We start from the raw sequence: 12,681 nt of genomic DNA on the forward strand, positions 1-12,681 counted from the left end.
TCTTTATTGGGGCGGGACTAGATGTCCGGCGCGTCGTCTGCGGCCTTGTGCTTCCAGGTCTGGTGACCGGGCAGGATCAGGTTCAGGGCGATGGCGACGATGGCGCACAGGGCGATGCCCTTGAGGCCGAAGTCGTCCTGGCCGGTACCGGTGCCCACCAGCATGCCGCCGATGCCGAACACCAGGGTGACGGAGACGATCACCAGGTTGCGCGCCTCGGCCAGGTCCACCTGGTGGCGGATCATGGTGTTCAGGCCCACGGCGGCGATGGAGCCGAACAGCAGGCAGAGGATGCCGCCCATGACCGGCACCGGGATGCTCTGCAGGATGGCGCCGAACTTGCCGATGAAGGCCAGGCCGATGGCGAACACCGCCGCCCAGGTCATGATCTTCGGGTTGTAGTTCTTGGTCAGCATCACCGCGCCGGTCACTTCCGCGTAGGTGGTGTTCGGTGGGCCGCCGAACAGGCCGGCAGCCGAGGTGGCCAGGCCGTCGCCCAGCAGGGTGCGGTGCAGGCCCGGGGTCTTCAGGTAGTTCTTGCCGGTCACGCTGCCCACGGCGATGACGCCGCCGATGTGCTCGATGGCCGGGGCCAGGGCCACCGGGACGATGAACAGGATGGCCTGCCAGTTGAACTCGGGGGCGACGAAGTTGGGCAGCTCCAGCCAGGGCGCCGCGGCGATCTTGGTGGTGTCCACCACGCCGAACCAGAAGGACAGAACGAAGCCCACCAGCACGCCGGCGATGATCGGCACCAGGCGGAAGATGCCCTTGCCGAAGACCGCGACGATCAGGGTGGTGAGCAGGGCCGGCATGGAGATCCACATGGCGGTCGCGTAGGGGATCAGTTCGGTGCCGTCACCGGCCTTGCCCATGGCCATGTTGGCGGCGATGGGGGCCATGGCCAGGCCGATGGAGATGATCACCGGACCGATCACCACCGGCGGCAGCAGGCGGTCGATGAAGCCGGTGCCTTTGATCTTCACCGCCAGGCCGAGGAAGGTGTAGACGAAGCCCGCCGCCACCACGCCGCCCATGGTCGCGGCCAGGCCGAACTGGCCCTTGGCGAGGATGATGGGGGTGATGAAGGCGAAGCTCGATGCCAGGAACACCGGCACCTGGCGCCCGGTCACCAGTTGGAACAGCAGGGTGCCCATGCCGGCGGTGAACAGCGCGACGTTCGGGTCCAGGCCGGTGATCAGCGGCATCAGCACCAGGGCGCCGAAGGCCACGAAGAGCATCTGCGCACCGGACAGCACCTGGCGCCAGAGCGGATCGTTGTACTCATCGCTCATGGATCAGGTGTCCTTCTGCTTGGTGCCGAAGATCTTGTCACCGGCATCGCCCAGGCCCGGGATGATGTAGCCGTGCTCGTTGAGCTTCTGGTCGATGGAGGCGGTGTAGATCATCACGTCCGGGTGGGCATCGTTGACCACCTTGATGCCTTCCGGTGCGGCCACCAGCACCATCGCGCGGATTTCCTTGCAGCCGGCACGCTTGAGCAGGTCGATGGTGGCGACCATGGAGCCGCCGGTGGCCAGCATCGGGTCGATGATCAGCGCCAGGCGTTCGTTGATCTCCGGCGCCAGCTTCTCCAGGTAGGTATGGGCTTCGAGGGTTTCCTCGTTGCGCGCCACGCCCACGGCGCTGACCTTGGCCCCCGGTACCAGGCTGAGCACGCCGTCCAGCATGCCGATGCCGGCGCGCAGGATGGGCACCACGGTGATCTTCTTGCCGGCGATCTTCTCCACCTGCACCGGGCCGGCCCAGCCCTGGATCTCGTAGTTCTCCAGCGGCAGGTCGTTGGTGGCTTCGTAGGTGAGCAGGGCGCCGATTTCCTGGGCCAGTTCGCGGAAGTTCTTGGTGCTGATGTCGGCGCGGCGCATGAGGCCGATCTTGTGGCGGATCAGCGGGTGGCGGATCTCTCGAATGGGCATGTGGAATCACTCCGGCGGGCTGGCAAAAAAATCGCGATAGATTAAAGCATTGCCCGTGCCATGTCGTGAGATGACTCATGGGTCACAGGGCCGCGGGCTTCCCCTGTGGGCGCGCTTGGCGCAACATCGCTCACTCGTCCGGCAGGGCTTGCCGGGAGGAGGGCGGATGAGTAACGTTGCGCCCTTTTTTTATTGACGCCCCGGATAGCTTCCGTCGGAAGCGGGGCCCGACCAGCCGACCTGAGGAACCCTCGCCATGCCCGTCGATCTCGCCCACATCCGCCAGGTAATGGCCGAAGCCGATTGCCTGTTCACCGATGCCCAAGTCGAGGCCGCCATCGACCAGGTCGCCGCCGCGATCAACGTCGACCTGGCCGAACGCAACCCGGTGGTGTTCTGCGTGATGAACGGCGGCCTGATCTTCGCCGGCAAGCTGCTGCCCAAGCTCGCCTTCCCCCTGGAGCTGTCCTACCTGCACGCCTCCCGCTACCGCAACGAAACCAGCGGCGGCGAACTGTTCTGGAAGGCCAAGCCGGAGATCTCCTTCATCGACCGCGACGTGCTGATCATCGACGACATCCTCGACGAGGGGCACACCCTCGCCGCCATCATCGACTTCTGCAAACACGCCGGTGCTGCGCGTGTGCACACCGCCGTGCTGATGGACAAGACCCACGACCGCAAGGCCCGCCCGGACCTGAAGGCCGATTACAAGGGCCTGGACTGCGAAGACCGCTACATCTTCGGCTACGGCATGGACTACAAGGGCTACTGGCGCAACGCCGCCGGCATCTTCGCCGTCAAGGGCCTGTGAGCCCATGGCCGCGCGCTTCCTCGACCAGGCGCTGTTCGATGGCCTGGCCGCAGGCGCCGCGGCCAGCCCGCGCCTGCGCCAGCACCACAACCTGCATGCCATGGAGGAGCCTTGCCACCGCCTGGCGGTGGGCCTCCAGCCCGGCACCTACATCGCCCCCCATCGCCACCTCTGTGCCGACAAGGCCGAGACCTTGCTCGTGCTGCGCGGTCGCCTGGGGCTGATGCTGTTCGCCGACGACGGCGCGCTGCAGGAGACCCGCCTGCTTGAGGCCGGTGGTGAATGCGTCGGTGTCGACCTGCCGCCCGGGCAGTTCCACGCGCTGCTGGTGCTGGAGCCGGACAGCCTGCTGTTCGAATGCAAGGCCGGCCCCTACCGCGCACTGGCGGAAGGCGAGTTCGCCCCCTGGGCGCCCCGGGAAGGGGAGCCCGGTGTCGCGGACTACCTGGCCTGGATGCGCGCGCAGTTCGCCTGATTCACACCGCCGGCTCGCCGAGCCAGCGCAGCGCCTTGGCCCGCGCCTGTTCCAGGGTCTGCACATAGGCCAGGCGGCCGTCCTCGCGGCGGATGCCGGCGCGGCGCAGCTTGAGGCGCACACGCGGCGTGGTGCCCACCAGCACCAGGCCGATGCCCTGCCGGCGGTAGTCCTCCAGCAGGCTTTCGAGGGCCGCCAGGGCCGTCATGTCCAGTAGCGGCACCGCGCTGATCTCCACCACCACCACACGCACCTGCGGGTTGAGCATGCGCAGCACGCTCAGCGCCTTGTCGGCCGCGCCGAAGAACAGCGGACCGCTGATCACGTAGGGCACCACGCTGGCCGGCAGTTCCCCCAGCGCGCGCTGGGCATGGCCGGGCATGGGCTGGGTGTCGGTCAGCTCGCTCATGCGCTTGATGAACAGGCCCGCCGCCAGCAGCAGGCCGACACCCACCGCCAGCACCATGTCGAACAGCACCGTCAGCACCAGGCACACCAGCAGCACCACCACGTCGTTGAGCGGGGCGATGCGCAGGGTGTGCAGCACATGGCGCGACTCGCTCATGTTCCACGCCACCATCACCAGCAGCGCGGCCAGGGCGGCCATCGGCAGGTAGCTGAACAGCGGGGCGAGCAGCAGCATGGCGGTCAGCACCACCCCGGCATGGATGATCGCCGCCAGCGGCGAGAAGGCTCCGGCGCGGACGTTGGCCGCCGTGCGGGCGATGGCGGCGGTGGCGGTGATGCCGCCGAACAGCGGCGCCACCAGGTTGCCCAGGCCCTGGCCGACCAGCTCGGCATTGGGGTCGTGCCGGGTACCGGCCATGCCGTCGGCCACCACCGCGCAGAGCAGGGATTCGATGGCGCCGAGCATGGCGATGGCGAAGGCCGGCGCGAGCAATTGGCGGATCAGTTCGAAGGACAGCCGCAGCGGCTGGCCATCGGCACCGGGCAGATTCCACGGCCAGGCGAAGTCCGGCAGGAAGGGCGGGATGCCGGGGTGGCTCACGCCGTCCAGGGTGTAGCTGAAACGCTCGCCCAGGGTTGCCACCTGCAGGCCGAGGGTGTCCAGCAGCAGGCCCAGCAGGGCGCCCACCGCCAGGGCCACCAGGTGCCCCGGCACTTTGGGCACGAAGCGCGGCCAGACCAGCAGCACCGCCAGGCACACCATCGCCACCAGGGTGTCGCCCAGGTGCGCACCGGGCAGTGCCAGGGCCAGCAGCTCCACCTGCTCCAGGTAGTGCTGCGGCGTGTGCGGCAGGCTCAGGCCGAACAGGTCCTTCACCTGCAGGGTGGCGATGACGATGCCGATGCCGGCGGTGAAGCCGAGGATCACCGGGTAAGGGATGAACTGGATCAGCCGACCGAGCCGGCCCAGGCCCATGGCCAGGAGGATCAGCCCGGCCATCAGCGTGCACAGCAGCAGGCCACCGAGACCGTACTGCTGGGTGATCGGCAGCAGGATCACCACGAAGGCGGCCGTGGGGCCGGAGATGTTGAAGCGCGAGCCGCCGCTGAGGGCGATCAGCGGCGCCGCCACCAGCACGGTGTAGAGCCCGTGCTGCGGCGCCACGCCGACGGCGATGGCCAGGGCCATGGCCAGAGGGATGGCGATGATGCCGACGGTGACCCCGGCAGTGAGGTCGTTGCGCAGGCTCTGCCACGAGTAACCCGCACGCAGGGTCTGGCGCAGGGCGGCGAACAGCGGCACGTTGGGCGTCATGGTGGCTCCTCGGCTGAAGGCCGGATTATAGGGCGGTCACCACTGAGCGGTGTTGACCTGGCGGCTTGCGTCAGGGAAGCGACAGCCCCTAGAGTGCCCCGCTCGACCCAGCCGGGAGTTGCCGATGTCTCGCCGTACCCGCTTTGCCTGTGCCCTGCTGCTGCTGACCAGCCTGCCGCTGGCCGCCGCACCGGCTCCGACCGCTCCCGCCGCACCGCCTCACGCCGGCTTCCTGCCGCCCGACGATGCCGGGCTGCGCAGCGAACAGCCGGACCAGCAGGTGCTGCTGCAGGTGGTGGACTTCAGCGTCACCCTCGGCAACCAGCGCCAGTCCAGCCAGCAGCCGATCCCGATCACCACGCCGACCCTGGTCAAGCTGCGCGCCAAACCGGTGAGCAAGGCGGCCAAGGCCGGTGAGCTGAGCACGGTGCTGATCCACTTTGAGGCGGACGGCAAGAGCCTGAAGAAGGCCGCCTACGACGCCGAGTCGCGCACCCTCACGCTGAACTACCCGCTGTCCCGGTACCGCCCGGTGCTCGACCTGCTGCGCAACGGCGGGCCGATCTACTGCCAGTTCCTCAGCTACCCCAACGGCCACGTGTGGGCCGACCTGCACCTGGGGCCGGTGCGGGTGCGTTGAGCCCCGGCCCGGCCCGGGGGTACACTGCCGGCCTCCAACGTGCGGCCAGAGAGAGCGAACGATGCGCAAAGACAAGAAGCAGGTGATTGGCGAAGAGATGAGCGACGACGCGATCAAGCTGTTCCTCGACTTCGAGCCTGCCGATGGCACCCCGCCCTCCCTGCACAAGCTGGTCAAGGCCTACCGTGGCCTGCGTATCGACGACTTCGAGCGTTTCCTCGGTTTCTTCCGCGAAGCGGGCCTGGACTTCGACGCCCGCGACGCTCAGGGCCAGGACTTCATCGCGCTGATCCGCGATCAGCGCCAGGCCGAGCCCTACATCGAAGCCGTCCAGGCGGCCCGTGGCTGACGCGCCACGACCTGTCCACCGGAAACCCGCCCTCGTGCGGGTTTCTGCCTATATGGGCCCCGGAAAAACCGTGACCCAGCACACGAACCCCCGAACCGAACGGAGTGAACCATGACCAGGGACGACGCCCAGCGCCAGTGGCAGCAACAGACCCTCGCCTACGCCCAGGCGATCAACGCCTATGTCGAGCGCGGCCTGCGCGACGGCTGGGACAACGCCGGCAAGGAGCCCAGCGCCGAGGGGCGCGAGGTGCTGGTGCCGCAGTTGCTGGAAGCGCTGCGCGACGCCAACCGCAGTGGGCAGGTGGAGGCACTGCGCGCTGCCTGGCCGCCGGCCCACGAGCCGCTGTTCGAGCACGTCAACGAAGAAGGGCAATGCATCGCCCAACTGGCGTTGCTGGACGACGGTTCGGTGCTCGCCCGCATCGGCGCCACCTGGGAAGCCGGCCGGGTGGTGCGCATCCACGCCGACCGGGTGGAGGAACTGCCGGGGCTGGAGTTCTTCGGTGCCTGCCCGAACCGCCGTTTCCACGCCACCGCCGATGCCGCCGGCGTGGTGGTGCGTGAGGGCTGGGAAGGCCCCGAGGTGCTGCGCTGCGCCTGGCCCCGTGGCACCGAGGACGCCCCGGAGGGCGTGGCGCTGCAACCCATCGAGGGCTATCCCCGGCCGACGCGCCTGCAACCGTTCCCGGATGGCAAGCGTGTGTTGCTGGTGAGTGCCGACGGCATCTTCGTGCTGGCGGCCGACGGCGCTCGGCGCCTGTACCCGGACAACGCGATGCTGCTGGAGTCCGCCGAGCCGGACGAGCCCCAGGGCACCGGCCTGTCCATGGAGCACGGCGCGGTGTCGGCGGATGGCCGCTGGATCGCCTTCGGCGCGCAGGACGGGCGGCACCAGTTGTTCGACGGCGAGCTGAACCCCGTCGCCCAGATCGGCCCCCATGGTGAGTACCCGCACTTCGCGCTGTTCAGCGGCGATGGCCGCAGCGTGGCCTTCAATGCCTGCCACTTCTACAACGGCGGCACCATCGCCGTGGACCTGGCGCGCGCGCCGGGCCTGGATTCCGACTACTACGAGGACGTCGAGGGCGTGACCCTGATCGAACCGGGTGCGCGGGTGTATGCCGGGGTGTCCATGGGCGACCGCTTCGTCCTCGGCGATGCCTATGGCTACCTGCGCTGCGTGGATGCGGCAGGCAATGCGGTGTGGCAGCACTACCTGGGCTCGACCCTGAGCGCCATGGACCTGTCCGCCGACGGCCGCACCCTGGTGGCGGCCAGCTACGCGGGGGTGGTGTCGATCATCGACCTGGAAGCCGGGCGCCCGGCGTGGCAGATCGGCACCGGCAATCACCGGGATCGGCGGCGGTGGCTGTTCTGGAAGAGTGAGGAGCGCCCGCTGGCCTGGTAAGCGGCGGTCGTAACGGAGAGTCGGCATGGCCATGAAAAAACCGCCCATAAAGGGCGGTTTTTTCATTGGCACCCGGCTCAGCCGGCCGAAGCGGTGGCTTCCGGTGCCTGGGCGTCGATCAGGCCGAGGCGGGCGTCGGACTGGCGGCTGATCTGCCGGTACAGTTCGGCGTCGTCCTGCAGCGCCTTTTCACGGGCCGGGAAGATCTCCTTCAGCTTGCTGCTCCACTCGGCAGAGCGGGCCTGTTCGCCGAAGCAGCGCTCGATCAGGTTGAGCATGATCGACACGGTGACCGAAGCACCCGGGGAGGCGCCCAGCAGGGCGGCGATGCTGCCGTCCTCGGCCGAGACCAGCTCGGTGCCGAACTGCAGGATGCCGCCTTTCTTGGCGTCCTTCTTGATGATCTGCACGCGCTGGCCGGCGATCTCCAGGCGCCAGTCCGCCGGGTCCAGGTCCGGGTAGAACTTGCGCAGGGCGTCCAGGCGCTGCTCCTGGGACTGCATCACTTCCTTGATCAGGTAGCGGGTCAGGTCCATGTTGTCGCGGGCCACGGCCAGCATCGGGCCGAGGTTGCCGGGACGTACCGAGAGCGGCAGGTCGAGGAAGGAACCGTGCTTGAGGAACTTGGTGGTGAAGCCGGCGTAGGGCCCGAACAGCAGGGACTTCTTGCCGTCCACCACGCGGGTATCCAGGTGCGGCACGGACATCGGCGGGGCGCCCACTTCGGCCTGGCTGTAGACCTTGGCCTGGTGGCGCTTGACCACCTCGGGGTTGTCGCAGCGCAGCCACTGGCCGCTGACCGGGAAACCGCCGAAACCCTTGCCTTCCGGAATGCCGGACATCTGCAGCAGCGGCAGGGCGCCGCCGCCGGCTCCGAGGAAGACGAAGCGTGCGGACACCTCACGGGTGCTGCCGTTCCGGGTGTTGCGGATGCTGACCGACCAGCCGCTGTCGGTGCGCTTCAGGCCGGTGACCTTCTGGAAGTAGCTGACCGCGGTGCCCGGGAGGGTGGTCAGGTAGGCCAGCAGCTTGTTGGTCAGGGCGCCGAAGTTCACGTCGGTGCCGTTTTCGGCACGGGTCGCGGCCACGGCTTCGTCGGCCGGGCGGGCCTGCATCATCAGCGGCATCCACTTGGCCAGGGTCTCGCGGTCTTCGGAATACTCCATGTGCGAGAAGGCGTGGTGCTGGCTGATCACCTCGAAGCGCTTGCGCAGGAACGGGATGTCCTTGCCGCGCACGAAGGACAGGTGCGGAACCGGGTTGATGAAGTCACGGGCGCTGCCGAAGGCCGGCTTCCCGCTCATGTACGCCCAGAACTGCTTGGACACTTCGAACTGGGTGTTGATGAGCACCGCTTTCTTGATGTCGATGGAGCCGTCGGCGGCCTGGGGGGTGTAGTTCAGTTCGCACAGTCCGGCATGGCCGGTACCGGCGTTGTTCCACGGGTTGGAGCTCTCGACGGCACCGGATTCGCGAAGCTCCGCGATTTCCAGCTTGATGCCCGGATCGAGTTCCTTCAGCAGTGCCGCCAGGGTGGCGCTCATGATGCCGGCCCCGACCAGCAACACGTCCACTGCTTCGTTCTCGTTTTGCGCCATTGCTCGCCACTCTCTCGTGAAGTAGTGAAAAACCGTCATCTCACGCTCTTTTGGAGACGTGAACCTCAAAAGAATCGCCTGCCTGGAGGCAGGCCGCTTCCATCGCGCGATGACACGCTACGTCCATGCAAAAGCGTTTGCATATCGGGCGGAAACAGCAGCAGGCCAGCAGTTGGCAGCGCGAATAGTGGGCGGCTCTCTGTGGGGCTGTGTGAAGTGCCGGCGCGAGGCGCGGCGGGTGTTGCGGGGCCCGATCAGGAGTCGACCTTATAATCGGGGGGCGATTGTAGCGGAGAAAACGGGCGTGTTGAGCGTTTCCCGTGACTTTTATTCATCCATCGGTCAGGCCGCCAACGCGCGGGGCCTGCGGGCGTTCCGATCGGTCTGCGGCAGGCGTGCGCGGGCCGGCAGGGGCTGGCCGATCCAGGACGGAGAGGGCTCGTTCACTTCGACCCAATGACCGCACGCCGGGGCCTGGGTGGCCAGGTGCAAGCCACGGCAGATACCGGCTTCGTCCAGCAGGGCGAAGTGGCGGGGTTTGGCGCGGGGTGCCAGCAGGGACCAGAGGGACATCATCGTCGGGCTCTCCTTGGGTTCGGCACCGTTATCCCACTGGGGCGTGACAGGGTCATGACAGGAACCGCACGGTCCCGGGCGCTGTCAGAACGCCATCGGCGTGTGCTCTGTCGGCGGGCCCGCCGGCTCGCTTATACTGCCGGCCTTTCGTTTCCGAACCTGGAGAATCAAGCATGCTGAACCGCGCGTTGCTCGGCCTGCTGGCCGCCCTCAGCCTGACCCTGGTCGGCTGTGCCCTCAGCCCGCAACAACTCAGCCCGCAACCCAAGCTCACCGGCCCGCTGACTCCGGTCGGCCAGGGCCAGCCGGTGGTGGTGCGGGTCGCCGATGGTCGCCCCTCGCCGGTGCTGGGCACCCGTGGCGGCCTGTACGCCGACACCAGCAACGTGACGGTGCAGGGCCAGGACATCCTGCCGCGCCTGCAGGCCGAGGCCGAGGCCGCCGTGCGTCTGCTGGGCTTCACCCCGTCGCCCAACGCCTACAATGCCCCCCAACTGACCCTGACCCTGGCCGAGCTGAAGTACCAGTCGCCGAAGGAAGGCCTGTACGTGACCGAGGCGGACATCAGCGCCACCTTCCGCGTCGACGTGCAGAACGCCACCCGTCGCTACAGCGGCCGCTACGGTGCTTCGCTGAACCAGCGCTTCGGCACCGCGCCGAATCAGGAGACCAACACCAAGCTGGTGAGCAATGTCCTGAGCGATGCGCTGACCCGCGCCTTCAAGGACCCGAGCATCGGCCAACTGCTGCTGCAGTAAGCCTGTCGCCTACGAAAAACCCGGCCTTGAGCCGGGTTTTTTGTGCCTGCGATTCGCGCTAAGCCGGGGTCAGGCACTCGGGGCCGTCCAGCTTCGGGTCGTTGACCAGGGTAGCCAGGGCGCGCTCGCGCAGGGGCGGGGCGGTGCCGTCGAGCAGGGCGTGGATCGTTTCCTGCGGTGCATCGGCGTCCAGCCAGGCGCGCTGGCCGTCGGCATCCAGCACCAGGGGGCGGCGCAGGTCGGCGGCCGGGCGGGTGATCAGGGCCAGGCTGAGGTACTCGGTGTCGCCGACCGGGAAGGGCTCCCAGAGTGCGGCGAAATGCAACAGGGAGGTCTCGCCGCTGACCCAGTAGGGCCGCTTGCGCACCCCGCGCCATTCATAGAAGCCGTTGGCCGGTACCAGGCAGCGGCGGCGGCGCAGGGCGTCGCGGAACATCGGCTGCTCGGCCACCGTCTCGGCCCGGGCGTGGGCGGGGGTGCGCGACAGGTCGGTCAGCCAGGCCGGGGTCAGGCCCCAGCGCGCCAGGTCCAGCCGCTGGATACCGTCCTGCTGGCGCAGCATCAGCACCTGCATGTTCGGCGCGAGGTTCCAGTGCGGGCGCTGGTCGGCGGGGAAGCCGGGCAGGGCGGCGAACTCGGGGGACCAGCGGAACAGGGCGAAACGTCCGGACATGGGCTTCTCGATTCAACACAACAGGGTGCCGGGGCAGCCTTGCGGCTCGTCTCCGGGCACGGGCGAGGCGGCATTGTACGTGGCGATCAGGCGGCGTGCCTGTTCGGCGTCCGCCTCGTCCACCATCAGCCCCAGCAGTCCGACACCGGGCAGCTCGCCAACGCCGCCCAGCAGGTGGGCTCCGGCCAGGTGGGCAGTGATGCCTTCGCTGGCGAGCATGCCCAGCAGCAGTTGGGCCTCCATCAGGTCGCGGGGTTCGTAGATGCGCTGCATCACTCGTCCTCCCGGCGCACGTCCAGATTCCAGTCAAGCCCGTCGGTGCGCAGCTCGAAGACGATGGGCCGGCAGCACACCGGGCAGTCCTCGATGTACTGCTGGTCGCCGCCGGACAGGTCGAGCAGGGTGTCCACCGCTTCGCCGCAATACGGGCAGTCGTACGCTTGTGTCTCCAGCATGTCGCCATACTCCCCTGTGACTTGAAGGTATAATCGCCGGTCTACTTCTGGCCCCGGATCGCGGGGCGACATCCTTATCCACAGCCGCAGCAGAACAAGAGAACACGATGGGCGAATTCGAAGCCATCCGACCCTATGACGACGCCGAGGTGCCCGCGGTTCTGGCACGCCTGTTCGCCGACCCGGCCTTCATCGGGACGCTCACCCGCTACCGCTTCCCCCGGCTGGCGGGTCCGCTGGGCTGGCTGCTGAGGCCTGTTATAGCCCATCGCCTGCGCCGTGAGTTCCAGGGCATCGAGTCCGTGCATGCGCTGCAGGACAAGATCGAGCCCTACGTGGACACCACCATCGAGCGTGCCACCGACGGCGTCACCTACTCCGGGGTGGACCGGCTCAAGCCCGGCGGGGCCTACCTGTTCGTCGCCAACCACCGCGACATCGTGATGGACCCGGCCTTCGTCAACTATGCGGTCTACCACGCCGGCATCCCCACGCCGCGCATCGCCATCGGCGACAACCTGCTGCAGAAGCCCTTCGTCAGCGACCTGATGCGCCTGAACAAGAGCTTCATCGTGCACCGCAACCTGGCCGGGCGCCGCGAGAAGCTGGCGGCCTACCAGTTGCTGTCCGCCTACATCAACCATTCGATCCGCGAGGACGGCCAGTCGATCTGGATCGCCCAGGCGGAGGGCCGCGCCAAGGACGGGGATGACCGCACCGATTCGGCGATCCTCAAGATGTTCCACATGAGCCGCAAGGACGAGCCGTTCGCCGACGTGGTCCGCGACCTGCACATCGTCCCGGTGTCCATCAGCTACGAATATGACCCCTGCGACCAGGCGAAGGCCCGCGAGCTGTACATCCGCGCGACCACCGGCGGCTACGAGAAGGCGCCGGGCGAGGATGACGCGAGCATCGCCCTCGGCATCACCGGCTACAAGGGCCGGGTGCACGTGGCCTTCGGTGGCGAGATCGTCGACCAGGCGGTGGATGCCAAGCAACTGGCGGCAGAGATGGACCGGCGCATTCTCACCGGCTACCGGCTGTTCCCGGTGCACTACCTCGCCTACGCGATGTGGGAGGGGCGTGACGAGGCGCTGGGCGTACCGGTGCTGGACAGCCTGTTCGGGGCCGAGGAGATCGCCCGTGCGCGGGCCGAGTGGCAGCGCCGCCTGGACGCCTGCCCCGAGGCGCATCGCCCTTGGCTGGTGCTGCAGTACGCCAACCCGGTGCGCAACCAGTACCGCACCCAGGCGGGTCTGCCGCTCTGAGG

General features: G+C 68.0%; 15 protein-coding genes. 7 read left to right on the forward strand and 8 right to left on the reverse strand.

The features are described from left to right. Positions 1–17: 17 nt before the first annotated feature. A complete protein-coding gene (locus tag A9G05_RS17830) occupies positions 18–1,295 on the reverse strand; it encodes a uracil-xanthine permease family protein (protein WP_069562245.1) in 1,278 nt (425 codons plus the stop codon). A 3-nt stretch (positions 1,296–1,298) separates the two neighbouring features. Continuing rightward, complete coding sequence (upp, locus tag A9G05_RS17835; protein WP_044407439.1) at positions 1,299–1,937, reverse strand: uracil phosphoribosyltransferase; 639 nt, start codon at positions 1,935–1,937, stop codon at positions 1,299–1,301. A 256-nt stretch (positions 1,938–2,193) separates the two neighbouring features. On the opposite strand from upp, the gene A9G05_RS17840 reads away from it, so the two are divergent. Then, entirely contained in the window at positions 2,194–2,751 is a 558-nt protein-coding gene (locus A9G05_RS17840) for a hypoxanthine-guanine phosphoribosyltransferase (RefSeq protein ID WP_069562246.1), read from the forward strand. Positions 2,752–2,755: 4 nt separating this feature from the next. Beyond that, positions 2,756–3,226, forward strand: a complete 471-nt coding sequence (locus tag A9G05_RS17845; protein WP_069562247.1) for a WbuC family cupin fold metalloprotein — start codon at positions 2,756–2,758, stop codon at positions 3,224–3,226. A gap of 1 nt (position 3,227) precedes the next feature. Here A9G05_RS17845 and dauA read toward each other — a convergent pair whose 3' ends face one another. Beyond that, entirely contained in the window at positions 3,228–4,949 is a 1,722-nt protein-coding gene (gene dauA / locus A9G05_RS17850) for a C4-dicarboxylic acid transporter DauA (RefSeq protein WP_069562248.1), read from the reverse strand. A 124-nt stretch (positions 4,950–5,073) separates the two neighbouring features. Here dauA and A9G05_RS17855 point away from each other — a divergent pair, with 124 nt between their 5' ends. The 3 genes from A9G05_RS17855 to A9G05_RS17865 all read left to right on the forward strand — a co-directional run bounded on the left by A9G05_RS17855 (position 5,074) and on the right by A9G05_RS17865 (position 7,348). Next, positions 5,074–5,589, forward strand: coding sequence for a hypothetical protein (locus tag A9G05_RS17855; protein ID WP_069562249.1), 516 nt, complete (start codon positions 5,074–5,076; stop codon positions 5,587–5,589). Between the two features lie 61 nt (positions 5,590–5,650). Further along, entirely contained in the window at positions 5,651–5,938 is a 288-nt protein-coding gene (locus tag A9G05_RS17860; protein WP_069562250.1) for a PA4642 family protein, read from the forward strand. A 111-nt stretch (positions 5,939–6,049) separates the two neighbouring features. After that, positions 6,050–7,348, forward strand: a complete 1,299-nt coding sequence (locus A9G05_RS17865; RefSeq protein ID WP_069562251.1) for a WD40 repeat domain-containing protein — start codon at positions 6,050–6,052, stop codon at positions 7,346–7,348. A 77-nt stretch (positions 7,349–7,425) separates the two neighbouring features. Here A9G05_RS17865 and mqo read toward each other — a convergent pair whose 3' ends face one another. Further along, on the reverse strand, positions 7,426–8,946 hold the full coding sequence (mqo, locus tag A9G05_RS17870; RefSeq protein ID WP_069562252.1) for a malate dehydrogenase (quinone): 1,521 nt from the start codon (positions 8,944–8,946) through the stop codon (positions 7,426–7,428). Between the two features lie 342 nt (positions 8,947–9,288). Then, positions 9,289–9,519 (reverse strand): hypothetical protein, encoded by a 231-nt coding sequence (locus A9G05_RS17875; protein ID WP_069562315.1) that lies wholly within the window; start codon positions 9,517–9,519, stop codon positions 9,289–9,291. A 176-nt stretch (positions 9,520–9,695) separates the two neighbouring features. Between A9G05_RS17875 and A9G05_RS17880 the strand changes: the two genes are divergently transcribed. Next, the gene (locus tag A9G05_RS17880; RefSeq protein WP_069562253.1) at positions 9,696–10,280 is read left to right on the forward strand and encodes a YajG family lipoprotein; all 585 of its coding nucleotides are present in this window, start codon (positions 9,696–9,698) and stop codon (positions 10,278–10,280) included. Between the two features lie 58 nt (positions 10,281–10,338). Here the strand turns inward: A9G05_RS17880 and A9G05_RS17885 are convergent, their stop codons facing one another. The 3 genes from A9G05_RS17885 to A9G05_RS17895 are packed head-to-tail and all read right to left on the reverse strand — an operon-like array spanning position 10,339 to position 11,408. Further along, positions 10,339–10,953, reverse strand: a complete 615-nt coding sequence (locus A9G05_RS17885; protein ID WP_069562254.1) for an SOS response-associated peptidase — start codon at positions 10,951–10,953, stop codon at positions 10,339–10,341. Positions 10,954–10,965: 12 nt separating this feature from the next. Beyond that, entirely contained in the window at positions 10,966–11,226 is a 261-nt protein-coding gene (locus A9G05_RS17890) for a DUF2007 domain-containing protein (protein ID WP_069562255.1), read from the reverse strand. Then, the gene (locus A9G05_RS17895; RefSeq protein ID WP_069562256.1) at positions 11,226–11,408 is read right to left on the reverse strand and encodes a CPXCG motif-containing cysteine-rich protein; all 183 of its coding nucleotides are present in this window, start codon (positions 11,406–11,408) and stop codon (positions 11,226–11,228) included. The genes A9G05_RS17890 and A9G05_RS17895 overlap by 1 nt, the downstream gene beginning before the upstream one ends. 107 nt (positions 11,409–11,515) lie before the next feature. Here A9G05_RS17895 and A9G05_RS17900 point away from each other — a divergent pair, with 107 nt between their 5' ends. Beyond that, complete coding sequence (locus A9G05_RS17900) at positions 11,516–12,679, forward strand: 1-acyl-sn-glycerol-3-phosphate acyltransferase (protein WP_069562257.1); 1,164 nt, start codon at positions 11,516–11,518, stop codon at positions 12,677–12,679. Positions 12,680–12,681 lie beyond the last annotated feature (2 nt).

This window comes from Pseudomonas sp. ENNP23 (assembly GCF_001728945.1).
Classification (GTDB): domain Bacteria; phylum Pseudomonadota; class Gammaproteobacteria; order Pseudomonadales; family Pseudomonadaceae; genus Metapseudomonas; species Metapseudomonas otitidis.